This is a genomic window from Dactylosporangium sp. NPDC051541 (assembly GCF_044454505.1).
Taxonomy (GTDB): Bacteria; Actinomycetota; Actinomycetes; order Mycobacteriales; family Micromonosporaceae; genus Dactylosporangium.
Genome location: NZ_JBITDU010000003.1, coordinates 509,536 through 535,567, shown reverse-complemented (window position 1 = coordinate 535,567; position 26,032 = coordinate 509,536). Strand labels below are relative to the sequence as shown.

General features: G+C 70.3%; 22 protein-coding genes. 14 read left to right on the top strand and 8 right to left on the bottom strand.

The annotated features are described in order from the left end of the window. The first annotated feature begins 316 nt into the window (after nucleotides 1–316). Nucleotides 317–1,288, top strand: a complete 972-nt coding sequence (locus tag ACIA8L_RS16555) for an ATP-binding cassette domain-containing protein (protein WP_395905118.1) — start codon at nucleotides 317–319, stop codon at nucleotides 1,286–1,288. A 17-nt stretch (nucleotides 1,289–1,305) separates the two neighbouring features. Next, nucleotides 1,306–2,028: an ABC transporter permease gene (locus tag ACIA8L_RS16550; RefSeq protein WP_395906306.1), complete on the top strand. Its 723-nt coding sequence runs from the start codon at nucleotides 1,306–1,308 to the stop codon at nucleotides 2,026–2,028. 107 nt (nucleotides 2,029–2,135) lie between these two features. Here ACIA8L_RS16550 and ACIA8L_RS16545 read toward each other — a convergent pair whose 3' ends face one another. After that, nucleotides 2,136–5,243: a BTAD domain-containing putative transcriptional regulator gene (locus ACIA8L_RS16545; protein ID WP_395905116.1), complete on the bottom strand. Its 3,108-nt coding sequence runs from the start codon at nucleotides 5,241–5,243 to the stop codon at nucleotides 2,136–2,138. 21 nt (nucleotides 5,244–5,264) lie between these two features. Then, nucleotides 5,265–5,765 (bottom strand): hypothetical protein, encoded by a 501-nt coding sequence (locus ACIA8L_RS16540; RefSeq protein WP_395905114.1) that lies wholly within the window; start codon nucleotides 5,763–5,765, stop codon nucleotides 5,265–5,267. Between the two features lie 552 nt (nucleotides 5,766–6,317). Between ACIA8L_RS16540 and ACIA8L_RS16535 the strand changes: the two genes are divergently transcribed. Further along, nucleotides 6,318–7,178 (top strand): NAD-dependent epimerase/dehydratase family protein, encoded by an 861-nt coding sequence (locus ACIA8L_RS16535; RefSeq protein ID WP_395905112.1) that lies wholly within the window; start codon nucleotides 6,318–6,320, stop codon nucleotides 7,176–7,178. A gap of 353 nt (nucleotides 7,179–7,531) precedes the next feature. Here ACIA8L_RS16535 and ACIA8L_RS16530 read toward each other — a convergent pair whose 3' ends face one another. Next, nucleotides 7,532–7,927, bottom strand: coding sequence for a DUF2267 domain-containing protein (locus ACIA8L_RS16530; RefSeq protein WP_395905110.1), 396 nt, complete (start codon nucleotides 7,925–7,927; stop codon nucleotides 7,532–7,534). Between the two features lie 155 nt (nucleotides 7,928–8,082). Between ACIA8L_RS16530 and ACIA8L_RS16525 the strand changes: the two genes are divergently transcribed. The 6 genes from ACIA8L_RS16525 (at nucleotide 8,083) to ACIA8L_RS16500 (ending at nucleotide 13,756) form a co-directional block, all read left to right on the top strand. Continuing rightward, nucleotides 8,083–8,955 carry an Hsp20 family protein gene (locus tag ACIA8L_RS16525; protein WP_395905108.1) on the top strand — a complete coding sequence of 291 codons (873 nt, stop codon included), beginning with the start codon at nucleotides 8,083–8,085 and terminating at the stop codon, nucleotides 8,953–8,955. A 37-nt stretch (nucleotides 8,956–8,992) separates the two neighbouring features. Then, nucleotides 8,993–10,165: a DnaJ C-terminal domain-containing protein gene (locus ACIA8L_RS16520; protein WP_395905106.1), complete on the top strand. Its 1,173-nt coding sequence runs from the start codon at nucleotides 8,993–8,995 to the stop codon at nucleotides 10,163–10,165. Nucleotides 10,166–10,184: 19 nt separating this feature from the next. Then, nucleotides 10,185–10,760, top strand: a complete 576-nt coding sequence (locus tag ACIA8L_RS16515; RefSeq protein ID WP_395905104.1) for an HdeD family acid-resistance protein — start codon at nucleotides 10,185–10,187, stop codon at nucleotides 10,758–10,760. A 72-nt stretch (nucleotides 10,761–10,832) separates the two neighbouring features. Then, on the top strand, nucleotides 10,833–12,602 hold the full coding sequence (locus ACIA8L_RS16510; RefSeq protein ID WP_395905102.1) for an LLM class flavin-dependent oxidoreductase: 1,770 nt from the start codon (nucleotides 10,833–10,835) through the stop codon (nucleotides 12,600–12,602). Nucleotides 12,603–12,617: 15 nt separating this feature from the next. Then, a complete protein-coding gene (locus ACIA8L_RS16505) occupies nucleotides 12,618–12,905 on the top strand; it encodes a YciI family protein (protein WP_395905100.1) in 288 nt (95 codons plus the stop codon). Further along, nucleotides 12,902–13,756 carry an SWIM zinc finger family protein gene (locus ACIA8L_RS16500; RefSeq protein ID WP_395905098.1) on the top strand — a complete coding sequence of 285 codons (855 nt, stop codon included), beginning with the start codon at nucleotides 12,902–12,904 and terminating at the stop codon, nucleotides 13,754–13,756. Before ACIA8L_RS16505 ends, ACIA8L_RS16500 begins: the two co-directional genes overlap by 4 nt. A gap of 19 nt (nucleotides 13,757–13,775) precedes the next feature. Here ACIA8L_RS16500 and ACIA8L_RS16495 read toward each other — a convergent pair whose 3' ends face one another. Continuing rightward, nucleotides 13,776–14,240, bottom strand: a complete 465-nt coding sequence (locus ACIA8L_RS16495) for a hypothetical protein (protein ID WP_395905096.1) — start codon at nucleotides 14,238–14,240, stop codon at nucleotides 13,776–13,778. Nucleotides 14,241–14,347: 107 nt separating this feature from the next. On the opposite strand from ACIA8L_RS16495, the gene ACIA8L_RS16490 reads away from it, so the two are divergent. Next, nucleotides 14,348–15,178, top strand: coding sequence for an ABC transporter ATP-binding protein (locus ACIA8L_RS16490; protein ID WP_395905094.1), 831 nt, complete (start codon nucleotides 14,348–14,350; stop codon nucleotides 15,176–15,178). Beyond that, complete coding sequence (locus ACIA8L_RS16485) at nucleotides 15,175–16,188, top strand: ABC transporter permease subunit (RefSeq protein WP_395905092.1); 1,014 nt, start codon at nucleotides 15,175–15,177, stop codon at nucleotides 16,186–16,188. The genes ACIA8L_RS16490 and ACIA8L_RS16485 overlap by 4 nt, the downstream gene beginning before the upstream one ends. Nucleotides 16,189–16,558: 370 nt before the next feature. On the opposite strand, the gene ACIA8L_RS16480 is transcribed toward ACIA8L_RS16485, so the two are convergent. Then, nucleotides 16,559–16,972 (bottom strand): MerR family transcriptional regulator, encoded by a 414-nt coding sequence (locus tag ACIA8L_RS16480; protein WP_395905090.1) that lies wholly within the window; start codon nucleotides 16,970–16,972, stop codon nucleotides 16,559–16,561. Between the two features lie 110 nt (nucleotides 16,973–17,082). On the opposite strand from ACIA8L_RS16480, the gene ACIA8L_RS16475 reads away from it, so the two are divergent. After that, entirely contained in the window at nucleotides 17,083–18,408 is a 1,326-nt protein-coding gene (locus ACIA8L_RS16475) for a hypothetical protein (RefSeq protein ID WP_395905088.1), read from the top strand. A gap of 448 nt (nucleotides 18,409–18,856) precedes the next feature. Here the strand turns inward: ACIA8L_RS16475 and ACIA8L_RS16470 are convergent, their stop codons facing one another. Beyond that, complete coding sequence (locus tag ACIA8L_RS16470; protein WP_395905086.1) at nucleotides 18,857–19,492, bottom strand: hypothetical protein; 636 nt, start codon at nucleotides 19,490–19,492, stop codon at nucleotides 18,857–18,859. 422 nt (nucleotides 19,493–19,914) lie between these two features. On the opposite strand from ACIA8L_RS16470, the gene ACIA8L_RS16465 reads away from it, so the two are divergent. Further along, nucleotides 19,915–20,871: a DUF3105 domain-containing protein gene (locus ACIA8L_RS16465; protein WP_395905084.1), complete on the top strand. Its 957-nt coding sequence runs from the start codon at nucleotides 19,915–19,917 to the stop codon at nucleotides 20,869–20,871. Nucleotides 20,872–20,962: 91 nt separating this feature from the next. Then, nucleotides 20,963–21,994 (top strand): septum formation family protein, encoded by a 1,032-nt coding sequence (locus ACIA8L_RS16460; RefSeq protein WP_395905082.1) that lies wholly within the window; start codon nucleotides 20,963–20,965, stop codon nucleotides 21,992–21,994. Between the two features lie 496 nt (nucleotides 21,995–22,490). Here the strand turns inward: ACIA8L_RS16460 and ACIA8L_RS16455 are convergent, their stop codons facing one another. Next, the gene (locus ACIA8L_RS16455; protein ID WP_395905080.1) at nucleotides 22,491–22,880 is read right to left on the bottom strand and encodes a hypothetical protein; all 390 of its coding nucleotides are present in this window, start codon (nucleotides 22,878–22,880) and stop codon (nucleotides 22,491–22,493) included. 241 nt (nucleotides 22,881–23,121) lie between these two features. Further along, complete coding sequence (locus tag ACIA8L_RS16450) at nucleotides 23,122–25,971, bottom strand: DEAD/DEAH box helicase (RefSeq protein ID WP_395905078.1); 2,850 nt, start codon at nucleotides 25,969–25,971, stop codon at nucleotides 23,122–23,124. Between the last annotated feature and the right edge of the window lie 61 nt (nucleotides 25,972–26,032).

Sequence of the window (26,032 nt, the reverse complement as noted above, 5' to 3'; positions counted from 1 at the left end):
AGCATCCGCACATCCCGAATAACGCCACGGACGAGCGAACAAGCATCCGCACATCCCTGGGCGGCGCCACGAATGAGCAAACGAGCATCCGCACATCCCCGAACAGCGCACGGACGAGCAAACGAGCATCCGCACATCCCTGGGCGGCGCCACGGACGAGCGAACGAACGTCCATGCATTTCCGGGCGACGTCGCGGATGAGCGAGTAAGTGTGCGTGGGTGCGCGGTGGGCGGGGCGGGGTTCGCTGACATGGGTGGATAGCCGTGTCAGCGCCGTGACAGGGCGGTGTTCGGGGCGGTCGCGATCGTTGTCGGCATGACGAGTTCGGCGATCGCGGTTTCGGGACTGCGGAAATCATTCAAGGACAAAGTGGTGCTCGGCGGCATCGACTTCGATGTGCGGGCGGGCTCGATCTTCTCGATGCTCGGACCCAACGGCGCCGGGAAGACGACCACCGTCAACGTGCTGACCACGCTGATGAAGGCGGACGGCGGGACGGTGCGGGTCGCCGGGTACGACGTCGCCGCCGAGACCAAGAAGGTGCGGGCCGCCATCGGGGTCACCGGGCAGTTCGCGGCGGTCGACGACCTGCTCACCGGGCAGGAGAACCTGCAGCTCATGGCCGACCTCAAGCGGGTACGGGACGGCGGGCGGCTGGTGAACGGGCTCCTCGAACGGTTCGAGCTCTCCGAAGCGGCGGGCAAACCCGTCTCGACCTACTCCGGCGGTATGCGGCGCAAGCTCGATCTGGCGATGACGCTGGTCGGAGACCCTCGGATCATCTTCCTCGACGAGCCGACCACGGGCCTCGACCCGCGCAGCCGGCGCACCATGTGGGACATCATCCGGGACCTCGTCGCCGGTGGGGTGACGATCTTCCTGACCACGCAGTACCTCGACGAGGCCGACCAGCTGGCCGACCAGATCGCGGTGCTCGACCAGGGGCTCCTGGTCGCCCACGGCACGCCGGACGAGCTCAAACGGCAGATCCCCGGCAGCCACATCCGGCTGCGCTTCGCCGACCCCGCGACTCTCGAAGCGGCGGCCCGGACCCTGGCCGGAGCCACCCGCGACAACGCCGCCCTCGCCCTGCGGGTGCCCGGCGACGGGGACTCCAAGTCACTCCACGCCCTGCTGAACCGCCTGGACGAACACCACCTCCACGCCCTCGAGGTCTCCACGCACACCCCCGACCTCGACGACGTCTTCCTCGCCCTGACCGGCCACGCCAGCGCCCAGACCGATAACGCCAACACGAACGTCAGCACGGAAGGAATCGCACAGTGAGCGCCAACGCGACGATCATGCTGCGCCGCAACTTCAAGCACGTTTTGCGCAACCCGGTTGCAGTGTTCAACGGGCTGCTGTTCCCCGTGATCATCATGCTGATGTTCGTTTATGTCCTCGGAGACGCGTTCAGCGTCGGCGCCGACTACGTCGACTACGCCACGCCGGGCATGGTGCTGCTCGCGGTCTGCTACGGGCTCAGCTCGACCGCCGTCGCCGTGAACTCGGACATGACGAAGGGCATCATCAACCGGTTCAAGGTCATGGACGTGTCCCGGGGCGCCGTGCTGACCGGACACGTCATCACCAGCATGCTCGGGAATGTCATCGCGATCGCGGGCATCTTCGGGACGGCTTTCGCGCTGGGTTTCCGGCCATCGGCGAGCTTTGCCGACTGGCTGGGCGTAATCGGGCTCGTACTGCTGCTCAGTTTCACGATCAGCTGGTTCACGATCGCGCTCGGCCTGGCCGCCAAGACGCCGGAGTCGGCCGGGATGGCCGGGGTGCCGCTGGTCATGCTGCCGTTCTTCAGCAGCGCGATCGTGCCGGCCGAGAAGATGGGGCCGGGGGTGCGGCAGTTCGCGGAGTACCAGCCGTTCACGCCGATCATCGAAACCCTCCGCGGGCTCCTGGCCGGCTCGGTGCCGACGGGCAGCGCGATCGCGGCGGTCTGCTGGTGCGCGGGGATCGGCCTGACCGGCTACCTGTGGGCGTCGTCGACATTCAACCGGCGCGCGTGACCCGCGAACACCGCGCGTGGCCCACGAACACACTGAACAACCAGACATGTTCCGCGAACAGCGCTCACGGAAGCCAGCAGGGCCCGGCACAGGTTGGCGACAGAAAGTCAGGCGGCTAGCGCGGCCGCTACCAGCTCCGACCAGTCCGCCTCCGCACCCTCGCGCGCCGCCTCGGTGAAGTCCTCGCCGAGGCGGCGTCGTGTTTCCGCCTCGATCCGGGTTTCGTCCGGGTTCGAGCGGTCCGGCAGCCCACGCACGGCCACGACCGCCCCGAGCAGCCGCGCCGCCGCCTGAAACCGGCCGCGGCGCACGGCCAGGTCCGCGACGCCGAGCAGAGCCAGGCCGACCATGGGGCCGTACCCGAGCTCCTCCGCCGCCTGCCACGCCGCCGCGTGGTGGGCCCGGGCCTCGTCGACGTCCTCGGCGAGGTAGCCGAGCAGGTCGTGGGCGGCCAGGCGGTTGTGGGCCTCCTCCGCATCGGCGCCCACCAGGCCCGTCGCGACGGCGAGCTGGCGGCGGGCCTCGGCGGCGTCGCCGGCCCAGCGCGCCAGGTCGGCCTTCGTCAGGGCCAGGTCGGCCAGGGCGTCGGGCCAGGTCACGCGCTCCGCGGCGCGGTCGGAATCGGCGACGGCGGCCGCGGCCGACTCGTGGTCGCCGAGCAGCCAGTACAGTTTCGCCTGCCGCGCCCGCACTCGGATGGTGTCCTCGCTGGCCCCGATCTCGGCGATGACGGCGATGGCCTCGCGGTAGTAGTCGCACGCCCGGTCGAGCTCGCCGCGCATGGCGATGCGATCGGCCAGCTCGGTCAGCGCGAACGAAATGCCGAACCGCTCACCGATGCCGCGGAATTCGCTCAGTGCGGTCGTGAGGTAGGTGTCGGCGTCCTCGCCGCCGACACCGAGCATGATCCGCATCTTGCCGAGCTGCAGCCGGGCCAGGGCGCGGGCCCACGGGTCCGCGGTGTCCAGCAACGACTCGAACGCGGGCAGGCTGTCGTCGGGCGCGGCCAGCATCCGTTCGAGCGGGGCGATGAGCACGGTCAGCGGATGGTGGGTCCGGCTGGCCCGGTCGGCCTCGGCGGCCCGCAGGATCCAGTCCGCGGCCTGCTGTTCGCCGGAGCGCCCGGACGTCACGTACATGGAGACGATGCCGTAGACGACAGCCCGGATCTCGGCGGGCACGTCGCCGGGCAGTTCGGTGGCGGCCACGAGCAGTTCGAGGCCCTCGGCCTTGTAGCCGGCGAGCCACCAGTACCAGCCGGCGCCGGCCGCGAGCCGCATCGCCGCGTCCGCTTCACCGGCGGTGAGCGCACCGCGCAGTGCCGCGCCGATCTCGTCGTGTTCAGCCTTGTACGCCGCGAGCCATTCGAGCTGTTCGGCCCGGCGCAGGTGTGGCTCCGCGGTTTCGGCGAACGCGGTGAAGTACCACAGATGCGTCTTGCGAATTTGCTCTTCCTCGCCGGCCTCGGCGAGCCGTTCGGCGGCGTACTCCTTGATCGTGCCGAGCATCCGGTAGCGGGGCGTGCCGCCGGCGGTTGTGCGCAGCAGCGACTTCTCGGTGAGCGCGGTGAGCAGTTCGAGCACATCGTGCGGTTCGACGACGCCGCCCGCGCACACTCGCTCAGCCGCCTCCAGACTCGCCCCGCCCGCGAACACGGAGAGTCGCCGCAGGACCACGCGTTCGGCGTCGCTGAGCAGTTCCCAGCTCCAGTCGACCATCGCGCGCAGCGTGCGGTGCCGGGGCAGGGCGGTGCGGCTCCCACCGGTCAGCAGCCGGAACCGGTCGTCGAGGCGGTTGGCCAACTGCTCGACGGTCAATGTGCGCAGCCGGGCGGCGGCCAGCTCGATCGCGAGCGGCATCCCGTCCAGGACCCGGCAGATTCGCGCCATCGTGGCGAGCGTGTGCACATCGGCCAGGAGGTCACTGCGGACCGCACCCGCACGGTCGCGCAAGAGTCGGACGGCCGGCGCATTTTCGATTTGGGGGGTACTGGCATCGCCCGCGGGAGACGCCAAAGGTTCGACCTGCCACAGGGCCTCGCCGGTGATCCCGAGCGGCTCCCGGCTGGTCGCGAGGATGCGCAGCCGCCGGCATTCGCCGAGCACCCGGTGCGCGAACGCGGCCGCTTGCTCGATCACATGCTCACAGTTGTCCAGGATCAACAGTGCGTCGCGCTCACGGATCGCGGCGATGAGCCGGTCGACGGGGTCGGCGTTGGACGCGGTGCCGAGCAGTTCGTCGCGCAGGCCGAGGCCGGACAGGGCCGCCGGGGCGACGTCACCGCCGGCGCCGACGGCGGCCAGCTCGACCAGCCACGCGCCGTCGGGCACATCGACGAGCATGGCCCGCGCGGTCTCGGTGGCGAGGCGGGTCTTGCCGGCCCCGCCCGGCCCGGTCAGCGTCGTGAGCCGGTGCCCGGTGACGAGCGCCCGGACGGCGGCGACCTCGGCGTCCCGGCCGACGAAGCTGGTCAGCTCCTCGCGCAGGTTCGTCTTGCGCGGCCCGTCGTCGCCGCGCCCGACCTCGCCCCGCAGCAGCGCCGTGTGCAGCGCGGACAGCTCCGCCGACGGGTCCACGCCGAGGGCGTCGGCGAGGGATTCGCGGGTGGACTGGTACACCAGGAGCGCGTCACTGCTGCGTCCGGCGGCCACCAGGGCCCGCATGAGCGCGCCGACGAGCCGCTCCCGCAGGGGGTTCGCAGCGACAAGGTCGGTCAGCTCGGCGACCAGTTCGGCGCCGCGCCCGCGCTCGATGTCGGCCTCGAACCGCTGCTCCCGCGCGGTCAGCCGCAGCCCCTCGAGCCGGGTGACGGCCGCGTCGAACGCCGCGCTGTCCTGCAGCCCGACGTCCTCGAGGGCGGCGCCACGCCACAGTTCGAGCGCGTCGGCGACATGCCCGGCCTGCAGCAGTCGCTCAAACCGCACAGCGTCGACGGCGTCGGCCGGGACCATCAGACGGTACCCGTCGGTCTGCCCTTCGATCGCGCCGTCCGGCAATGCCTTGCGCAGCCGGGAGACGAGGCGCTGCAGGGCGTTCGTCGCGTCGGCGGGCGGGTGCTCGTCCCAGATCCAGTCGACGAGCCCGGCCTTGGAGACCACGTGTCCGGGACTGAGCGCGAGCGCCACCAGCAGTGCGCGCAGCCGCGCGCCCGGCACCTCGGCCACCTCGCCGGCGGCCGTGCGCACCTCGAACGGCCCGAGAATCCCGATTTGCACGTGCGCGATTCTGCCACGCCGCTATCCGGAATCGTCGCCCCGCTGTGCAGGAACGATCAGCAGCATGGCGACAAGAATCACCACACAGACGGTGAGCATGGACAGGACCGCGAGGACCGGCACATACCAGCGGGGCGTGACCGCCGCGATGTCCGCCCCGATCTCAGCCGCCGACGCGCCCGCCCCGACGATCCGCGGCGCGATGATCGTGCCCCCGCCGAACAGCGCCGGGCTCAGCCCGCCCACGACCAGCGCGCACACCAGCCACACGACCCCACGCCCGCCCTGGGCCGTACGCAGCCGCCCGGCCGCGTAGAGGCAGCACCCGGCGGCCGCGCCCCCGAGCAGCACTCCGGCGACGACCGCGGTGCGGGCCCGGGAGGTCCCGCCCCCGCCGCTGTACGCGAGCTCGTACGCGGCCTCGACACTCCCCCGCACCAGCAACCCCGCCAGACCTCCGGCGAGCACAGCGACGCCCGCGGCGATCAGGCCGGCGCGCGCGAGCCTGCGCGTGATGTCCACGGTGCGCATCCTCGCAGAAGGGCTGTCCGGCGACACAGGCCTCGTCGGCCGGAGGTGCACGAACAAGTCCGGTTCGTGCGCGCCAGTTTCAGGATCGTGCTCACGCTCCCCGTGCTCCTGCTCCTGCTCGTCTTCGTGCTCCTGCTCGTCTTCGTGCTCCTGCTCGTGTGCGTGTGCGTGTGCGTGTGCGGCGTGTGCGTGCTCGTGTTCGCTCGGCCTCGTGTGCGTGTGCGTTTACGTTTTCGCTCAACTTCGCGCTCGTGTTCGTGCTCGTGTCGCTCGTGTTCGTGCTCGTGCTCATGTTCGCTCGGGCTCGGCTTCGTGCTCGTGTTCGCTCAGCTTCGCGCTCGGCTTCGTGCTCGTATCGCTCGGCTTCGTGCTCGTGTTCGTGTCGCTCGGGGGCTCGGCGGTGGGTGCCCGTTTTGTGTTCGAGCTCGCGGTGATTCGGTCGGGCGGCGGCTTTGCAACTCGTTTGCGTGGTGGCTTATTTCCACTGTGCGCATGGTGTTGCACACGGAGCGCGCGGGGTGGTGCGGGAACTAGCGTGAGCGCATGAGGATCGTGTTGACCGGGGGAACCGGGTACATCGGGTCGGCTGTCGTGCGTGAACTTGTCGCGGGCGGGCATGCCGTCACCGCGCTTGTCCGTAGCGACGAGGCGGCCGCCAAGGCGCGCAAGCACGGTGCGGAACCGGTGGTCGGCGACCTGTTCGACGGTGACTGGACCGCCGCCCGCTTCGCCGAGGGCGACGCGGCCGCGCACCTCGCGGCGACCGGGGGCCCCGACACGGCCGACTTCGACAAGACGATCGTCGGGGCGGCGGTGCGGGCGTTCGGCGGTACCCCCAAACAGTTCGTCCACACGAGTGGCATCTGGCTCTGGGGCGACAACGCCGACATCACCGAGGAGTCGCCGCTGCAGCCGCCGGTTCTCACCCAGTGGCGCGTGCCGGTAGAGCAGACCCTCCTCGACGCGCCGATCACGTCGACGATCATCGCGCCCGGCATCGTGTACGGGCACGGCGGCGGAATCCCCGCGGGTGTGCTCGCTCCTGCACGCGACGCGCAGGGCCGGGTGCGGCTGATCGGAGACGGCACGCAACACTGGACGTCCGTGCACGTCGACGACGTAGCTTCGCTGTACCGAATCGTGCTCGAACTCGGCTCGCCGCTCGGCCGCGTCCTGGCCGCCTCCGGCGTCAACCCGACGGTCGCCGAACTGGCCGCCGCGGTCTCAGGTGAGGCCGGAGTCGTGGCTGAGACCGTGGACGAGACCCGGGGACGGCTCGGTTCGTTGTTCGCCGATGCGTTGCTGCTCGATCAGCAGGCCTCCGGGGCCAAGGCTCGAGGCCTCGGCTGGAATCCGGTCGGCCCTTCGCTCATCTCGGAACTGCAGGCCGCGGCCGCCGCTTAACTGCGCTGCTGAGGTGCTCAGCAGTCGGGTTCGCTCAGCTGCCCCAACGGCCAGCCGCCGCTTGGCCGATTGGGGCTGGCTGAGCTCCCCGCCTGCTGAGCTCTCGGCTTGGTGAGCTCCCGGCGCTCTGAGTTCTGACCTTTGGGTTGCTGAACTCTGTTTCCACTGAACTCTGCTCTGGCTGGACTCTGGCCTGCTGAGCTGGGGCTTTGCCGATATGTCGGGCGCTTCGCGCCACGCTTCGCTCGACATATCGGATTTTTCGCCCGACAGGGTATATGGCGGAAATTGGGGCGCCAGCGTGGCGCGGCGCCCGAGTTTTCGGACCCGAACGATGTTGGTGGTCTATCCCGTCAGGCCGGCAGCAGCGCCGAGTGGGACTCCGTCAGCGCCAGGACGTCGCTGGTCAGTGGCTGGTAGACGCGGCGCAGCAGGGCCGGGTCGCATGCGCTCGCCACGGCGGCGAAGACGGCCCGGGCCAGGCGTTCCGCGTCGGCCGGCGGCACAGCGGCGCGGGCGGCGACGTCGGCGAGGAAGTCGAGGTGGACCTCCTGGTCGTACAGGTGCTGGTGGGACCACAGGGGCTCGGCGAGGGTCGGCGGCAGTTCCGCGGCCAGCTGGTGGACCCAGCCGTCGGGCAGCCTGGTCGCCAGGGCGTGCAGGACGCCGCGCAGGGCCCGGCGAGCACGATCGGGGTCGGTGATGCCGGTCTTGTCGCGTACCTCCGCGATGAACACATCTTCGTACATGCGCTGAACGCTGCCCGCGGCCGAGGTGAAGGGCCATCACTCCAAAGCAACGAGCGCACCGACGGCCATCCCCTGCGGGTGAAACCGGCTCACCCGATGCTCGCCCAGCATTGGGGAGTACCACAGGCAGCCCCGCACTTCTGGGAGGCGCAACCATGACACTGCTGGTCACCCGTCCCCGCCGGTCACTGGCCATGTATCCGGCGCTGGGCCTGCCCGTCACGAGCGGCGCGCCCGTCGACATCGAGGAGACGAGCGAGGCGTTCCGGATCGAGCTGGACCTGCCGGGCGTTGACCCGGGCGACGTGGACATCGAATTGCGGGACAGTGAGCTGCGGGTGTGCGGCTCGTTCAAGGAGCGACAGCGGGACGGGACACTGCGGCATCACGCACGGCGTACGGGCGAGTTCGAGTACCTCGTGGCACTGCCCGGCGATGTGGACGCCGACACCGTCTCAGCGTCACTCGATGGCGGTGTGCTCACGATCATGGCGCCGAAACTGCGCGAGCAGACGGCTCGGCGGATCGCGATCGGTGGCCGCTCGGACACTCCGGCCACTGTGTCGGCCGGTTCAGCTGCGACTTCGAGCACTCCGGCCGCAGCTTCGGGCACCCCGACGACGGCTTCGGGCACTCCGGCTGCAGCTTCGCGCCCACCAGCTGCAGCTTCTGGTGCTCCGGCTGCAGCTTCCGACACTTCTACGACGGCTTCCGGTACTTCGGCTGCGGCTTCGGGTGCTCATTCCGGGGCTTCGAGTGCTCAGTCCAGCACGTCTGGTGTTCAGTCCGGGGCATCTGGTGCTCAGTCCGAGGCATCTGGTGCTCAGCCAAGCACGTCTGGTCCTCAGTCCCGGGCGTCTGGTGCTCAGTCCGGCGTTCCGAATGTGCGGCCCGGTGCTCCGGATACGCCGGCGGCGCAGGCCAAGCAGATGAAGGACGGGCAGTCGCGGCCGGGACCGGCGAGTCAGCAGGCCGGGGCGTCCGGGGTCGGCAGCACCGGGCAGGTCGGCCGGAGCGCGACGGCCTGAGGCGGACCCGGGCTACCGGGCGCCGGGACGGCCGGCGATGAGCGCCGTGGGCCGCGACCCGTACGAGGTACTCGGCCTGCATCGGGGCGCGGGGCGGGAAGAGGTGCAGCGCGCCTTCCGGCGCCTGGCCCGCCGGTTCCACCCCGATGTCAGCGCCGAGGCGGGCGCGGAAGAGCGGTTCAAGGAGATCAGCACGGCGTACCGCGTGCTCGTGGCGCGGGCTCGGAAACGCTCGACCGGTCCGGATCGTTCCGCCGGGACGAACTCGAACTGGGCGGGCCGAGCGGATCGCTCAACCAGAACGGATCGCTCAACTTCAGCCAGATCGGATCGCGCAACCGGGCCAGATCACTCAGCCGGTCCGGAACGCTCAGCCAGCGCAAGTGGAGCGGGTGGAGCGGATGGAGCGGATCGCGCAACCGGATTCGATCACTCGACCCGCGCGGAACGCTCAGCCGAAACCTTCCACGCAGCCGAGGCCCACCGTTCAGCCGAGTCAGAACGCTCAACCGATGCGGACCGTTCGACTGACGCGAATCGCTCGACCGAGACGGATCGCTCACCGGAAACAGACCGCTCAACCGGCGCGGATCGCTCAGCTGAGGCGGACCGCTCAACCGCCGCGGATCGATCGGGTGGGCCGGATCTGGTCGGCGGGCTGTTCCGGGCTGCGCGCGGGGCCGATGTCCGGGCCGAGGTCACGGTCGGGGTCGACGTCGCGTACGCCGGTGGGCGGCAGATCGTCACCGTCGCCGGTCCGGCCGGGCGGCCGCGGCAGTACGACGTGGCCGTGCCGGCCGGGGTGGCTGACGGGGAACGACTGCGGCTACCGGGGCGCGGCGAGCCGGGGGTCCGCGGCGGTGCGGCGGGGGACCTGGTACTTGAGGTGCACCTGGCTCCCCATCCCCACCTCAAGGTGTCCGGTCGCGACGTGCGGATCGCGGTACCTGTCAGTCCGTGGGAAGCGGCTCTCGGCGCGGTCGTTGCGGTGGGTCTGCCCGGTGGTGACTTGCAACTCGACGTGCCGGCCGGCTCGCCTTCAGGAAGACGCTTGCGCCTACCGGGATACGGCCTGCCGAATCCGCGCGGTACGCCCGGAGATCTGTTCGCCGAGTTGCGAATCGTCATACCCGATCGGCTCACCGACGGCGAGCGGGCGCTGTTCGTGTCGCTCGCCCGAGAGTCGGCTTTCAACCCTCGCAAGAAGTGAGCACAGGAGAGGGGATCACATGCTCAAAAGGGAAGCGTGGCTGCTGGGCATTCGCGGCGTACTCGCCGTCGTCTTCGGCATCCTCGCGGTCATCTGGCCCGACGTGACCGTGATCGCGCTGGCGCTGCTGTTCGGCATCTTCGCCATCGTCACCGGAATCGAACAACTCGTGCACGCGATCCGCCCGTCCCCCGGCCCGTCGAACCCGGTCACCGGTTTCGCGGACGGCACGGGCCCGAGGATCGCGCGCGGCGTGGCGGGCTTCGCCGGGCTGGTCGTCGGCGTCATGGCGGTCGTGTGGCCGGGGGTGACGGCGGTGGTCCTGGCCATTCTGGTCGGGGTCTGGGCGGTCGTCACCGGCCTGTCCGACCTGTGGCTGGCGACGCGTCAGCACGGCGGCTGGTCCCTGGCCCTGATCGGCGCCCTGGCGATCGTGGCCGGCCTGTTCATCATGATCCGCCCGGCCGCGGGTGCCCTGGCCATCGCCTGGGCCATCGGCGTGTACGCCATCGTCAGCGGCGTCCTCCTGCTCATCGCCGCGTACCAGCTCACCCACCAGCGCACCGGCCGCGGCCGGATGGCGGCCGCGCACTGACCGACGACTGCCTGCACGCAGATTCTGCGGACGGTGCACGGATGCGCGCGCTCAGCTGCACAGCGCGCGTCCGTGCACACACCCGTCCGCAGACGTCGCGCACCGAACCATGCGCACACGCAAGACGCGTGCAATGCGGATCGTCGCAATGCTCATTCGCAAGACGCACGCAACGCAAGTCATGGCAGTGCTCGCTTGCAAGACGCGCGCAGTGCGGATCGTGACAGTGCTCATTCGCAAGACGCGCGCAACGCAAGTCGCGGCGGTGCTCGCTTGCAAGACGCGCAATGCAGGTCGGGGCAGTGCTCGTTCGCGGCACGCGTCCGGTGCAAGGTCGTGATCGTGCTCGTTCGTACGGTGAGCCTACGCGTGGTGAGCGTGGTTTCAGGCATCGCGGGCCACAATGGCGGGGTGCTGACGTTGCCGGAGCCGTGCCTGGTCGTGCTCGTCGGGCCCGGGGCGGCCGGGAAGTCGACCTGGGCGGCCGCGCACTTCCGGGGTGACCGGATCGTGTCGTCCGACGCGTTGCGCGCACTGGCCGGAGCGGGTGAGGACGACCTCGCGGCCAGCGCCGACGCGTTCGAGATTCTGGAAATGGTTGTCGAGCGCCGGGTACGGCGGCGGCTCACCACCGTCATCGACACGCTCGGCCTCGACACCGAACGGCGGCGGCGCTGGATCGCGCTGGCCCGCGAGCACAATCTCCCATGCGTAGCTGTCGGGTTCGACACGCCCGCGGCCGAGTGCCGGGCCCGCAACCGAGCCCGCACGCACAAGCGCATCCCGGCCGAAGCCCTCACCCGGCAGCTGCGCGAATGGACACGCACCCGGGACCTGTTACAAACCGAAGGCTTTTCGCTGGTACTGCATGAAACAGCCGTCCGGACCGCGCCCGCTGCGTTCGCCGAGTCGGCGAACGCCGTGCAGCGCCAGGCCGACGAGCCGACCACCAGGCTGCGATTCGGCCTGCACATCGGCGAGTTCAAGGGCGTCGACGTGCGCGCAACCGCGCAGGCGGCCGAAGCGGCCGGCTTCGACGCGATCTACGTGATGGACCACTTCCGCCAGATTCCGCAGCTCGGCCGGGCCTGGGACGATTTTCTGGAGAGCTGGACGACCCTCGCGTACCTCGCGGCCTGCACGGAACGTGTCCGGCTCGGCACGCTCGTGAGCGGGGTGACGTACCGAAACGTCGCCCATCTCGGCAAGATCGTCGCCACCCTCGACGTCCTGTCCGGTGGGCGGGCCGTCTGTGGCCTCGGGCTCGCGTGGTTCAAAGACGAGCACAAGGCGTACGGCTGGGACTTCCCGAATGTGCGCGAACGCTACGCGTTGTTGGAAGACGCCCTGCAGCTTCTGCCGCTGTTGTGGGGCAAGGGCAGTCCGAGTTTTCAGGGCCAGGTGCTCACCGTCCCGGAGGCGATGTGCTACCCGCGCCCGGTGCAGCCGCGCATCCCGATCATCGTCGGCGGCAACGGTGAGCGGCACACACTGCGCCTGGCCGCGCAGTACGCCGACGCCGCCAACGTCATGGGCGACCTGGAAACCGTTCGGCGTAAAGCGTCGGTCCTCAGGGAGTACAACTCCCAAACCGCTCTCACCCACCTCACCACCGCGTTGGTCTCCTCGGATGACCGGACGCTCGACGCGCTGGTCGAGGCCGGCCGCGGCCGCCGGCCCCGCGACACGTACGCGGCGGCCGTCCACGCCGGGACCGTCGGTGACCACATCGGACGATTTCGCGCGCTGGCGGACAGCGGCGTGCAGGAAGTGATGGTTCGTTTGGCGCATCCGGACTGCATGGAGCCCATGTCGCAGGTCATCGCGGCGTTCCGGGACTGACGTAGACTGCGCGGCATGTTCGTCATCACGCTGCGGTACACCGCCGAAATCGACAAAATCGATGACGCGCTCCAGGCGCACACCGAGTGGGTCGACGGGCAGTACGACGACGGGGTGTTCGTGGCATCCGGTGCCATGATCCCGCGCGAGGGTGGTGTCATTCTGGCCGCCGGCCTGCCGCGATCGGAGCTGGAGGCCCGGCTCGCGCTGGACCCGTTCCAGCAGAAGGGCCTGGCCGAGTACCAGATCGTGGAGTTCGCGCCGCGCCGGGTCGCCGCCGGGCTGGAGCGCCTGCAGGGGTGACCACACCGGAATTCTGGGGCGCCCGCACCGTGCGCGTGGAGGGCGGCATCCGTGCGCGCAGCACGCGTGGCGCGATCGGCGAGTCGTGGTGGTCGAAACGCTTCCTGGCCGTGCTCGAATCGTTCGCTCTGGGCACGCGCCTGACCCGGGGCCGCAACTACGCGCGCGCCGGCCAGGTGCTCAGCCTCGACATCGCGCCGGGCACGGTGCGCGCATCTGTGCAGGGTTCGCGTCCACGCCCGTACGAGGTCACGATCGCACTGTCCGTTTTCTCGGACCCGGCCTGGTCCGCGATCGAGCAGGCCCTCGCCGCCGAAGCGCTGGGCGCCGCGAAAATGCTGGCCGGCGAGCTCCCGCCGCACGTGGAGGACGTCTGCCTGGCCGCCGGCGCACCGCTGTTCCCGGCCCGCCTGGCCGATCTTTCCATGCGCTGCAGTTGTCCGGATCAGGCAATTCCGTGCAAGCATTTGGCCGCGACGTGCTACCTGCTCGCCGAGCGTTTCGACGCCGACCCGTTCGACATCCTCCTGTGGCGCGGCCGATCCCGTGACGCTTTGCTGTCCGCACTGCGCACTTTACGGGCCGGTTCGCTGTTCGAGCCCGAGGAGCCGGAGCCGGCCGCAGCAGAAGTGCCATCCCCCATTGGTACTGCCGGTGCGCTGGCCAGCCTCCCCGAGCCGGACGTGGAGATCGAACGATTCTGGCTGTCCCCGGTCCCGCTGACGGACCCGGCCCCGTCCTTCGCCACCGAGCGCGACCTGCTGCTACGTCAGCTCCCGCCACCCCCGCCGGAGCTGGGCGGCGCCGAAACCCTGCGCCGCCTCCGCCGCTGGTACCGCGCACAGTCCTGATCGGCCGGGTTCTCGCTGCTCAAGCCGCCGGACGAGGGGTCGCGTAGCGGGCGGCCAGACCGGCTACCAGGCCGGCGGTCCAGGTGACGGCGTTGATGACGGTGACGGCGGTGAATCCGTTGTCATCCGGCCAAGCGGTTGCCCACGTTGCAAGGACGATGCACAGGGCGCACACGGGGATCCAGTAGGCGGATCGCGGTACCGACCACGCGACCAGCGCGGCCAGCGCCAGGGCGGTGCCCGGGCCGGGGAACTGGGGGCTGTCGGTCAGGCGGGCGATGACCGTGGCGGCCAGGGCGACGGCCAGGGCCGCGGCGGAAGCCGATCTCCAGCGGCGGCGGAGCAGGACCAGGATCAGCACGGCTGCGCCGGCGGCGGTGTCGAGGAGCCAGGACGTGCCGCCCCAGCTGTCGGCGAGCATGTACGCGGTGACGGCCAGCGCGGCCGCGCACACCGCGGCCAGGGCGAGGTCGATGAGCTTCATGGACTCGAAGGTAGGAACGGACCGGGGTGCGCGAACCGGTCAGAAGTACGAGTGCGGCCCTGCTTCGGCACGATGTTCACACGACGCGCGGCGCTGAGCATTTGGACATGGCGAAAACAGAAGCGGTGCTGCGGGCGACCGCACTGGACAAGCGATACGGTCGCCGGTGCGCGTTGCGCGCAGTCGAACTCGACGTGCCGGCGCAGCGGATCATCGGGCTCGTCGGGCCCAACGGGGCCGGCAAATCGACGCTGCTGCAGCTGGCGTGCGGACTGATCGAGCCGAGTGCCGGGACGTTGACGGTGCTCGGGGCGCGGCCCGCGGCGGACGCGGCGCACCTGGCGCGGGTCGGATTCGTGGCGCAGGACGCCCCGGTGTACTCCGGCCTGACGGTCGCCGAGCACCTCCGGATGGGCGCGAAGCTGAACCCGGGCTGGGACGACGAGCTGGCCCGCGACCGCGTCGCACAGGCCGCACTGCCGCTCACGCAACGGGCCGGTCGGCTCTCCGGCGGCCAGCGTGCGCAGCTCGCCCTCACCCTCGCCGCGGCGAAACGGCCGGATCTGCTGATCCTGGACGAGCCGGCCGCCGCGCTGGACCCGCTCGCACGCGACACGTTCCTGCGCAGCCTCCTCGAGTCCGTGGCCGCGATCGGGGCGAGCGCGATCCTCAGCTCGCATCTTCTCGCCGACGTCGAACGGGTCTGCGACTACCTGATCGTGCTGGCCGGCGCCCAGATCCAGCTGTCCGGCGACGTCACCGAACTGCTCGCCACGCACTTCCGCCGGCCCCGGGATCGTGCATCCGCGCATCCGGATCCGGGTGAAGTTGAGCGAATTCACGGTGATGTTGTGCGGGCGGCGGTCGCTCCGGCCGGTGCGGCTCCGGTCGAGCTCGAGGAGCTGGTGCTGGCCTACCTCGGGCGGGCCGCGTCATGATCTGGATGAGCTGGCGGCAGTTCCGGACCCAGGCGCTCGTGGGCGGGCTGGTGGTCGGGGCCCTCGCGGCGTACCTCGTCATGACCGGGTTCGACATCCGCGACGCGCACGCCGGGTACCTCGCGCAATGCCAGGCCACCGGCGACTGCGCCGGGGCGATGATCCGCTTCGTCGGGGACTACCGGACCCGGCTGCTGCTCCTGGCCGGGGTGTTCGGCCTGGTCCCGGTGCTGATCGGCATGTTCTGGGGTGCGCCGCTCGTCGCCCGGGAACTGGAAGCGGGCACCCACCGCCTCGTCTGGAACCAGAGTGTCAGCCGGCGGCGATGGCTCGCGGTGCGGCTGGCCACGGTGGTGCTGGCCGCGATCGTGGTTGCGGCCTGTTCGAGCTGGCTGCTGAGCTGGGCGGCCGCGCCGGTCGATGCGATTGCGCAGGATCGTTTCAGTACCGTCAATTTCGGCGCCCGTGGTTTGTCACCCATTGGGCAGGCCGCACTGGCCGCAGCCGCCGGCGCCGCGATCGGACTGTTCACACGGCGGACCCTGCCGGCGATGGCGGTCACCGGACTGCTCGTACTTGTCGCACTCTTCGTGATGCCGAACGCAATCCGACCCCACCTCATGCCCGCCCACCACGAGTCGCGCAAGATGACCGCGGCCGCGATCGATCAAGCGCACGGTTTGGGCACGCTCGGCAGCGCGCCGGTGCTCAAAGGCATCGAGATCCCCGGCGTTTGGGTGACGTCGGTGAGTGAACTGCTGACCGCCGACGGCCGGCCGCTGGACCCGAAGATCTTCGACGACTGCCTGATGCGAGCTCCAAAAACGGGCGCCACGGGTACTTTCGGCGACTCGTCCCCGTGCCTGGAGTCACACGATCTGCATCTGGACATCGAGTACCAGCCCAACGGGCGGTTCTGGACCTTCCAGTATCTGGAGACTGGGCTGTATCTGCTGCTCACGGCACTGATCGGGGCACTGATGCTGTGGCGAATCCGTCACCGCACCTGACGTTGACCCGGACCGTCACCACATCCGACGTCGAGCCGGATCGCCGCTCCCGCCCCCGCGCTGAGCTGGCCCGGGCGCTGAGCCGGATCGTCGCTAGCGCTCCGTGTCGAGGCCGATCGCCGCTCCGGCCCCGCGCTGAGCCGGATCTTCGCTCGCGCTCGACGGTGAGCCCGATCCTCGCTCGCGCCCGACGCTGAGCTGGATCGTCGCTCGCAGCCGGTGTTGGGGCCGGGTCGTGACGCCGGACGGGCCGGGTCGAAGCCGGCGGCGCGCACCGCACCGGCATTGGACGCGAACTTGACCGTCTGGCTTCGTCGGACCTGGTGCGGGCGCCCACCTGCTGTGCGGTTCTGCTTGGTTGACCGGTTCGTCAGCGGATCTTGCGCGGATCGGGCAGCGGACAGTCCGGACACGTGCAGTTGGTCAAGCTGTCGCAGCCGGCCACGACGACCCGGGCCAGGGTGTCGCGGACGTCGGTCAGGTCAGCGATCCGGCGGTCGATCTCGGCCAGCTTGTCGGCCGCGCGCAGTTGCAGGCCGCCACCGGTCCGGCGGTGGCGGCTCAGCAGGTCCGCGACCTCGTCGAGCGTGAAGCCCAGGCGCTGAGCGGCCTTGATCGCGGTGAGCAGCGCCACGGTGTCGGGCGGGTACAGGCGGTGCCCGCCCGGGCTGCGCAGCGGGTCGGCGAGCAGGCCGCGGCGCTCGTAATACCGCAGCGTCTGGATGTTGACACCGGCTCGTTCGGCGACCTCGCCCGAGCGCAGGCCGGTAAGTGGTTGCGGCATATGCAAACGGTAAACCTGTATGTGGGTACTGGTTGCAAACTGTCGTGTTCGAACGTGCGGGCTACCATTGCGCGGCGGTGTCGTAGACGGACGGTCAGGACGGAGCGGTTGTGAACGCGTGGGAGCAGGTTGAGGCGCTGCGGTTCCCTGGGCGGGAGTTCGATCCTGCGACCGGGGTGGCGCGCTTCCACTATGCGCTCGGTGACCTCGTGCTGACCGAAACCGTCGACTTCGGGCCGGCCTCGGTAGCGCCGAGCCAGACGCTCGATCGGGTGCTCGACCTGCTGTATGTCGCCGCATCCACCTCGTATTACAAGATCGCGGCGCCGCGGCGGGTGGACCTCGGAGAGCTTGCGCTGGCCGAGGGGGCCTTGCCGTGGGTGCGGGCGCTCTTCCACGAGGGGCTGGGCGAGTTCGCGTATCGGAACAAGCTCGAGTACGTCCTGGAACTGCCGATCGATGCCGCAGTACACGCGGAATCTCCGGCTCTTGTGCGAACGCCTTCCGGAGCGCCGCTGGCTGCCGTCGGTGGCGGCAAGGACTCGATCGTGACCATGGAAGCGCTGCAGCTCGCGGGGCTCGATCCGGTTCTGTTCGCGGTCAACCCGAACGCAATCATCCGTTCGGTGATGGCGGTTTCGCCGCAGCCCGTGCGCACGGTGCGCCGGCAGCTCGATCCGCGCATGCGCGAGTTGAACGAGGCGGGCGCCTACAACGGGCACATTCCGGTGACCGCGATCAACTCGCTCATTGCCGTGGCCACCTCGCTCATGCACGGCCTCGGGCCGGTCGTGATGTCGAACGAAAGCTCGGCGTCGGTGCCGAACCTCAGCTGGCTCGGCCGCGACATCAACCACCAGTGGTCCAAGGGGCTGCCGGCCGAGCGGCACCTGCGCGACGCGCTGCTCGGGCACGCCGGTTTGCAAGATGCGTACTTCTCGCTGCTGCGCGGACTGTCCGAACTGCACATCGCGGGGCTGTTCGCCAAGCACACGACCTATGACGATGTCGTGACGAGTTGCAACGCCGCGTTCAAACTGCGCGATGCGAGCGAGCGCTGGTGCGGGCACTGCCCGAAGTGCCGGTTCGTGTTCCTGGCGCTCGCCCCGTTCACCGGCCGTGAGCGTTTGGTGCACATTTTCGGCACGGACGTGTTCACGGACCTGACCCAGCTCGAGGGGTACCGCGAGCTGATGGGCCTGACCGCGCACAAGCCGTTCGAGTGCGTGGGCGAGATCGAGGAGTCGCTGGTGGCGCTGCGGCTGCTGACCGAGCACCCGGATTGGCGCGACTCCCCCATCGTGAAGGCCTTGGCCGCGGAGGTATCGGTGCTGCCGACCGACGCCGAGGTGGAAGCCGCTTTCAGGGGCGACAGCCCGAACGTCGTGCCGCCGCGCTACCTCGACGCACTGGCCGGACTCGGCTCGCCGCGATAAACGAACACCAGATTGCGCCGTCGACGAACACCCGCGCACGCGGCAAACGAACACCCGCACGCCCCGAGAGCAGTCAACGCGCAGCAGCGACAGTCCGCGGTGCAGCGCGAGCAGACGAACACTCGCGCACGCGGCAGACGAACACGCGCACGCAGCAAACGAACACGCGCTCGCCCCAGCAGCGGCCGACGCGCAGCAGCGACAGTCCGCGGTGCAGCGCGAGCAGACGAACACTCGCGCACGCGGCAGACGAACACGCTACGCACGCAGCAAACGAACACACGCGCACGCAGCAAACGAACATGCGCTCGCCCCAGCAGCGGCCGACGCGCAGCAGCGACAGTCCGCAGTGCAGCGCGGCAGACTGAGAACACGGACGCGCGGGAAACGAGCACCAAAGCTTGCGGGAAACGGGCAGCAGGCTGTGCGGCAGGCGCTCGACGGGGAGCTATTGTGCGGGGACGTCGCCCGTTGTTGAGCGGGCCAGGGCGCGGATCGCGGCGATGATGCGCGGGATTTCGCGGCGTTCCAGCTGGGTGAAGCTGTCACCGTAGCGGGCGTCGCGGATCAGGGTGGCCAGGCCGTCGGTGACCTTGCAGCGGGCCACGGCCCGGGCGACCATCGCGACCGGATAGCCGCCGGACGGGCGCACGAGCAGGCCGGTGGTCCACTCGCGGGTCTCGGGGATCTCCTGCATTTCGGTCCATTCGAACCGGCCGATCACCCAGAGGGCCCCGACCTCGATCTCGTCGATCTCCTCCCGGGGGCGGCCGAACCGCTGCTTGACGAATCGCGAGCGGCGCTCGACCACCGGGAGCGGCGCGATCCCGGCGGCGTACAAATCCATGGCGGCCTGGCCGGACGTCACCCAGTTGCGCTCGAGCGCCTCCCGCGCGTCGGCCCGGGCATCGCTGCCACCGGACACGCGCTGCCGGCGCTGGAGGCATTGGATGCAGAGCGCGGCGTACCCCTCGCCGGTGATCTCATTGTGGGCCTGGTGCGACATGCAGAACGCGCGTCCGCACTCCCGGCACCGCCCGATCGCGAGGACCGCGCATCCATCGATCGCACACTCGGCCGCCATGCGGCCGACCCTATCGCGCGTTGTTGAACGCCGCAGCACACCACAGGGGGGCGGGAACCTCTCGAAAGCGGCATATACCCCGACGCCGGATAAATCGATAAGTCGCGGCGCGAAGCGCCCGTCTTATCGGCAACGCGCAGCGGGAGCTCGGGGCGGCGATCGTCGGTGTCGTGTTCGGCGGTGCGCGGCCGGCGTCACGAGCTGCTGGCTGAGAGGTGTGGCCCCTCGTGCGAGCGCTCCACAACGCGCAGCGCTGGCCTGGCGTGGCTTGTCTGTTTCATGTTCGGGGTGCGCGGCTGGGGTGGGCTGCGAGCTTCAAGACGTGGCCATTGTGCGGGTCGGGCGTCGTGGCTGCGGGTGTGTGCTCCTTTCGGGAAACGGTGCTGGCGGGCGCATGCGCGCATTCCGGTAATGTCGGCGGCATGACCGGCGCATACCCTGAGCCGCCGCCGTTCGGCGCGCCGCAACCGTACGGGCAGCAGCCTCCTCCGGTGACGCCCTATGCGCCGGGCGTGTCGGGTGACGGTGGTTTTCCGCCGCCTGCGCAACCGGGGGTGCAATACGGGGCGCCGCAGCCGCCGCCGGGCGAAAGCTTCCCGCCACCCGGGCAAGCGGGTTTTGCACATGGAGCACCGCAGCCGCCGCCGGGCGAGAGCATCCCGCCGCCTGCGCAAACGGGTTTTGCGTATGGAGCACCGCAGCCGCCGCCGGTGCAAGGGGGTTCTGGGTATCCGGGGGTGGGAGGGTATCCGGCGCCGCCGTACCTGGGTGGGGGGCAGCCTCCGGCGCAGAAGAGCAACCGTGGTGTCATCATCGCGGTCAGCATCGTCGGGGTGCTCGGGCTCATGTGTGTGCTTGGGATCGTCTCGATCTTCTACCTGGTCGACCAGGAGCACCAGGCCCAGTCGCCTGATACGGCCGGGGAGATCAGTGGGCTGATCGACTACCGGACCACGCACCCCGAGTGGCTGGAGCGGGAGCACCTCGCGGACACCGAGAAGCCGCAATATCAGATGGTACCGGCGGCTGGTGGGCGGCATTACGGGAACTGGCAGCGGTGCCTCGGAGACGTGTACGCCGAGCCGGTCTCCGAAGGGCGGGCCGTGCACAGCCTCGAGCACGGGGCGGTGTGGATCACCTACCAGCCGAGCCTGGCCAAGAGCGACGTCGACAAACTCGCAGCGAAGGTGCGCAACAACGACTTCATGCTCATGAGCCCATACGACGGGCAGCCCAGTGCGATTTCGTTGCAGGCGTGGGGGTACCAGTTGCGAGTCGACAAAGCCGACGACCCGCGGGTGGATCAGTTCATCAAGAAGTATCGCGAAACCGCGAGCCTCGAGCCGGGAACCCCTTGCAGCAATGGGCTTGCGGACTAAAGGGCTGCCGTTACTTCTGGCCGTCGCCCTCACGGCGGCGGCCTGCAGCGCGCCCTCGGGGACCGATCGGGATCTGACCAACGGGTGGCCGATGCTGCCGTCCGCGGCCTTCCAACCGCCGGACGTGGGACAGTGTCTCGCCGGCGGGCCGTTCAGCGCGTTCGAGCGGCCGGACAAGGCCGTACTCGTCGAGACCAACTGCACGAACGCGCACACGATCGAAGTCGTGGCGACCGGCACGTTGGCTACCACCGCGAACGGGGACAGCGGGTCGAGCGGACAGCCCGGCGGCGGGGCGAACGGACAAGCGAACGGCAACGGGGCGAGTGGACAGCCCGGCGCCGACGCGAGTGGACAGCCGAACGGACAATCGAGCGGCAACGGGTTGAGCGGGCAGCCGGGCGGCGGAGCGAGCGAGCAGCCGAGCGGCGGGGTTGGTGGGCAGCCGGGCGGTGGCGGGGGTCTTGGGCAGGGCGGCGGGGGGCTGCCTGGTTGGGACTCGGATGCTGTGCGGGCCGCGTTTGCGGTTTGCAGTCAGCGGGTCGGGGAGTTTGTGGGTGGGGACTGGCATGCCGGGAAGGTGTTTCCGTTCCTGACGTTGCCTAGCTCGTCGGCTTGGAGCGGGGGTGCGCGGACGTACGTCTGCGGGGTGGCTGAGGCCAGTGATGATCTGTTCGCCCCCAAGGAGCGGACTGGCAGTTTGCAGGGGTCGCTCAAAGATGCGGGGCCGATGGCGCTCACTTGTGTTGACCTCGACGGCGGGGAGCTCACGGCGGACGGGTTCTACAAGAGTGTCGACGCGGTGATGCCGGTTGGGTGTTCGGAGGCGCATGACACCGAGTTCGTCGGGGTGTGGACGGCGCCCGCCGGGGCGTTTCCGGTGGATGCACAAGCGCTCAACGCTACCGTTTCGAAAGCGTGCTTTACGCTCGTCGCCGGGTTTCTCGGGCTGAGTGAACTGCAGCTGTTTGAGCGAAAGGACATCTACACGTTCTGGGACGGGCTCACGCAGGCGCAGTGGCAGCTCGGCGATCGGGTCGCGCACTGCTTCCTGAACGTGTCCACTGCGAAAACCTTGCACAAGTCGCTCAAAGGGCTGGGCACCAACCCGCTCCCGGCCTAGCGCAACCGCACAACGCCAAGCCGCAACTGCGCAACACGCAACGCTGCAACCGCGCAACACGCGACCGGCAACGCGCGACCTGCGCAACTGGGTAACGGGGCAACGCCGCAACCGCGCAACGCCGTGAGCACGCAACGCGCAACGCCGTAGGCGCGCGCAACGCGCAACGCGCAACGCCGTGAACGTGCAACGCCGTGAGCACGCAACGCGCAACGCCGTAGGCGCGCGCAACGCGCAACGCGCAACGCCGTGAACGTGCAACGCCGTGAGCACGCAGCGCGCAACGCCGTAAACGCGCAAACGCGCAAGGCCGCGAACGCGCAACGCCGTGAGCGCGCAACGCCGTGAGCGCGCAACGCCGTGAGCACGCAACGCCGTGAGCACGCAACGCCGTGAGCACGCAACGCCGTGAGCACGCAACGCAACGCGCGACGGGGCGACGGGGCGACGGGGCGACGGGGCGACGGGAAAGCCTGAAGCTGGTGCTGGGAATCGGCTAGGTGCCTAGGCCCTCGCGGCCCAGGACTACGTGCAGGATCGCGCCCTGGTCGGGGCCGTCTACCAGGCGGGTTACCTCCATCGTCGCTACCGACGGCGGGCCCACGGCGGCGGCCAGTCGGATGCGGACCGGGGTCTGGTCCGGGGGTGGTAGGCCGGCGCGGAAGACTCGGACCAGGGCGGCGAAGGCTCTTGGCTCATTCGCGTCCGGTGGGTAGACGGCCAAGGCTCCGTCGCCGAGCATCTGGAGCTGTACGTCCGGGAAGTTGATTCCGGCTCGTGCGGCTGCCTGTTCGATCGCGTCGTGCAGGCGCCAGTGCAACTCCTCGCGCGTGGGCATCGTCGGGTCGGCTACTAGGCATACGAACACGCATAATCGTGCGCTCATCCGTGCACCTCGGCGGTCGGCTTCGGAGGAGATGCAGCCTTAGGAGAGAGGTGCGGACAGAGCGGAGGTGCGGCGGGAAGAGGAGGTGCGGACCGGGAAAGAGGTGCGGCCGGCGGGGGAAGAGGTGCGGCCCGCGGGGGAAGAGGTGCCGCCGGAAGGAGAGATGCCGTCGGAGGGAGAGCGGCGGACCGGGAAGGACATGTGGGCGGCGGGAGGGCGGGGGTGGTGTGTCGTGGTGGGGTCATGGGGAGACCGCCGCCGCGGTCGGGTCCAAGGTCAGGAGGGTGCGGAGGTCGGCGGTGGAGAGTTCGGTCAGCCAGGACTCGCCGGTGCCGACGATTTTCTGGGCCAGGCCGCGCTTGTCGGTGATCAGGGCGGCGATCTTCTCCTCGACCGTGCCCGCGGTGACGAACTTGCGGACCTGGACGGCGCGGCGCTGGCCGATGCGGAAGGCGCGGTCCGTCGCCTGGTCCTCGACGGCCGGGTTCCACCAGCGGTCGGCGTGGATGACGTGGTTCGCGGCGGTCAGGGTCAGGCCCGTGCCGCCGGCCTTCAAGGACAGGACGAACAGCGGTGGGGACGACGGCGACGCCTCCTGGAAGCGGGCCACCATCGCGTCCCGCCCCGCCTTCTGCACGCCGCCGTGCAGGAACGCCACCTCCCGGCCGAAGCGGGCGGACAGGGCATTGCGCAGCATGGAACCGAACTCCGCGTACTGCGTGAAGATGAGCGCCCGCTCCCCCGCGGCCAGGATCTCCTCGGTGATCTCTTCCAGGCGGGCGAGTTTGCCGCTGCGGCCGGGCAGGCGGGAGCCGTCGCGCAGGGCCAGGGCCGGGTGGTTGCAGATCTGTTTGAGCCTGGTCATCGTGGCCAGGACCAGGCCGCGGCGTTCGATGCCCTCGCTGCTCTCGATGCGGGCCAGCATGTCGTCGACGACGGCCTGGTAGAGGCTGGCCTGCTCCGGGGTCAGGCTGCACACGACGTCCATCTCCAGCTTCTCCGGCAGGTCGGAGATGATCGTCCGGTCGGTCTTGACCCGGCGCAGGACGAACGGCTGGGTGATGCGGCGCAGGCGGGCGGCGGCGTCGGCGTCGGCGTCGCGTTCGATGGGTTCGGCGAAGCGCTCCTTGAACTTCGTCGCGCTGCCGAGCAGGCCCGGGTTGGCGAACTCCATGATCGACCAGAGGTCGGCGAGGCGGTTCTCGACGGGGGTGCCGGTGACCGCGATGCGGTGGCGGGCCGGCAGCTGCCGTACCGCCGAAGCTTGTTTGGTCGCCGCGTTCTTCACGGCCTGAGCCTCGTCCAGCACCACTCGGTGCCAGGGAACGGCCCCCAACACCGCGCCGTCCCGGGCCACGACGGAGTAGGTCGTCACCACCAGGTCGAAGGCAGACGCATCGAGCGAACGCAAACGCTCGGCGCCGTGGTGGACGTGCACGCGCAGGGACGGCGCGAACTTGGCCGCCTCCCGCTGCCAGTTGCCGACCAGCGACATGGGACAGATCAGCAGGGTGGGCCCGGGCGCGTCCCCGCAGAGCAGGGCGAGGAGCTGGACGGTCTTGCCCAGGCCCATGTCGTCGGCCAGGATGCCCCCGAGCCCGGCCTGCTCCAAAAAGCGGAGCCAGTTCAAACCCCGGCGTTGGTACGGCCGCAGCGTGCCCTGGAACCCGGCCGGCGCGTCGGCGTCGCCGAGCCGCAGGTCGGCCTCGCCGCTGAGCAGGTCGCCGAGCCAGCCGTCGGCGACGACTTCCACGACGGGGAGCCCGCCCGGGCCTTCTTCGGTGCCGCCCGCGAGATGCAGGAGATCGGCGACGGTGAGGGGATCGCGCTGCCGCTCCAGGAACGACAGGCCCGCGGCGAGGCGGCGCGGGTCCAGCTCGACCCACTGGCCGCGCAGCCGGATGAGGGGCGCCTTGAGGCCGGTGAGGCGGCGCAGCTCGTCCTCGGTGAGCGGCTCGTCACCCAGCGCCAGCTCCCAGTTGTAGTCGACGACGGCGCCCAGGCCGAGTCCGCTGTCGGTGTTGACGGTGCCGGGAGCGGTACCCCCGGAGCCGTCTTTGATCTTCAGACGGGCACCCAGCCGGGCCGAGGCCTTGCGCCACCAGCCGGGGAGCACGACGCCGAACCCGGCCGCGGCCAGCAGCGGGGCGCCCTCGCTCAGCAGGCGGTGGGCGCCGTCCGTGTCCAGGGGCAGGGCGACGGGGCGGGCCTCACGCAGGGCGCCCTCGAGGGCCGGGTAGAGGCGGCTGGCCCGGCCGAGCTCGGCGAGGAGCGTCTCCTGCGGGGCCGGAATGTGCCGCTGCAGGGCCTTGAGCGCGCCGCGGGAGCGCCAGACCCGGTCGGCGTCGACGACGAGGGTCGGCTCGTCGGCCGCCTGCAGCGCGAACTCCAGGGTCCAGTGCGGGTCGGGGGCGGGCTCCTCGCCGATCTCGGGTTCGGGCGGCTCGACCAGGCGGAAGCAGGCCCGGACGGCACCCCCGACGGCGTCGGCCTCCCAGGCGGCGAGGCGCTCGGGGGCCACACCGGCGATGCCGTCCAGCCAGGTCTGCGCGTCCGCGGGCAGGTCGGCCCGGGCGGCGGCGTCGACGAACGCGTCGAGGGCCTCGGTGACGACCGCGGCCCTGGTCAGGCCCTGGATCGCGGCGGTCGGCAGGGCGAGGGCGAGGGCCCGGGCGTAGGCGGCGTCGCGGCCGGTGAGGACGGGCGCCCAGCGGGGGCGGCCGCCGGTGATCGCGGGGAGCATCCGGCCGCGGGCGACCAGCGAACCGGCGAACCCGGTGAGCGAGATGAACCATTCGGTGGACTGCGCGAGGGTGATGTCGTCGCCCGCCAGTGCGCACAGTCCGGGCAGCAGACCGAGAGCCTCGTCGGGCGTGTACTCGACGGTGGCGACGGTCCAGGGCTTCAGGGCCGCCTTCTCGGTGACCGCCGGCCAGGGTTCGAGCTTGCGGCCGCGGGTCGGGAGGAGCAGCGTGCGCTCGGCCGCGATGCCGGTGTCGCCGTCCAGGTTGAGGCCCGCGAGGAGCGTGCCGGCGTCGGAAGCCCAGAGGCCGACCCGGCCCTCAATCCACAGCGCATGGACCACGAGCACCGGTGCAGCGTAGTGGAGTCCCAGCGTATCGACGGTGCGACACCTCTGTTCAGTGAAGGTC

Bases quoted from the DNA above. Each gene is read 5' to 3' on its own strand.
- ACIA8L_RS16515 (WP_395905104.1), top strand. From the start codon at position 10,185: ATGCTCAAAAGGGAAGCGTGGCTGCTGGGCATTCGCGGCGTACTCGCC.
- ACIA8L_RS16485 (WP_395905092.1), top strand. From the start codon at position 15,175: ATGATCTGGATGAGCTGGCGGCAGTTCCGGACCCAGGCGCTCGTGGGC.
- ACIA8L_RS16490 (WP_395905094.1), top strand. From the start codon at position 14,348: ATGGCGAAAACAGAAGCGGTGCTGCGGGCGACCGCACTGGACAAGCGA.
- ACIA8L_RS16530 (WP_395905110.1), bottom strand. From the start codon at position 7,927: ATGTACGAAGATGTGTTCATCGCGGAGGTACGCGACAAGACCGGCATC.
- ACIA8L_RS16480 (WP_395905090.1), bottom strand. From the start codon at position 16,972: ATGCCGCAACCACTTACCGGCCTGCGCTCGGGCGAGGTCGCCGAACGA.
- ACIA8L_RS16555 (WP_395905118.1), top strand. From the start codon at position 317: ATGACGAGTTCGGCGATCGCGGTTTCGGGACTGCGGAAATCATTCAAG.
- ACIA8L_RS16455 (WP_395905080.1), bottom strand. From the start codon at position 22,880: ATGAGCGCACGATTATGCGTGTTCGTATGCCTAGTAGCCGACCCGACG.
- ACIA8L_RS16505 (WP_395905100.1), top strand. From the start codon at position 12,618: ATGTTCGTCATCACGCTGCGGTACACCGCCGAAATCGACAAAATCGAT.
- ACIA8L_RS16460 (WP_395905082.1), top strand. From the start codon at position 20,963: ATGCTGCCGTCCGCGGCCTTCCAACCGCCGGACGTGGGACAGTGTCTC.
- ACIA8L_RS16470 (WP_395905086.1), bottom strand. From the start codon at position 19,492: ATGGCGGCCGAGTGTGCGATCGATGGATGCGCGGTCCTCGCGATCGGG.
- ACIA8L_RS16495 (WP_395905096.1), bottom strand. From the start codon at position 14,240: ATGAAGCTCATCGACCTCGCCCTGGCCGCGGTGTGCGCGGCCGCGCTG.
- ACIA8L_RS16550 (WP_395906306.1), top strand. From the start codon at position 1,306: ATGCTGCGCCGCAACTTCAAGCACGTTTTGCGCAACCCGGTTGCAGTG.
- ACIA8L_RS16535 (WP_395905112.1), top strand. From the start codon at position 6,318: ATGAGGATCGTGTTGACCGGGGGAACCGGGTACATCGGGTCGGCTGTC.
- ACIA8L_RS16525 (WP_395905108.1), top strand. From the start codon at position 8,083: ATGACACTGCTGGTCACCCGTCCCCGCCGGTCACTGGCCATGTATCCG.
- ACIA8L_RS16520 (WP_395905106.1), top strand. From the start codon at position 8,993: ATGAGCGCCGTGGGCCGCGACCCGTACGAGGTACTCGGCCTGCATCGG.
- ACIA8L_RS16465 (WP_395905084.1), top strand. From the start codon at position 19,915: ATGACCGGCGCATACCCTGAGCCGCCGCCGTTCGGCGCGCCGCAACCG.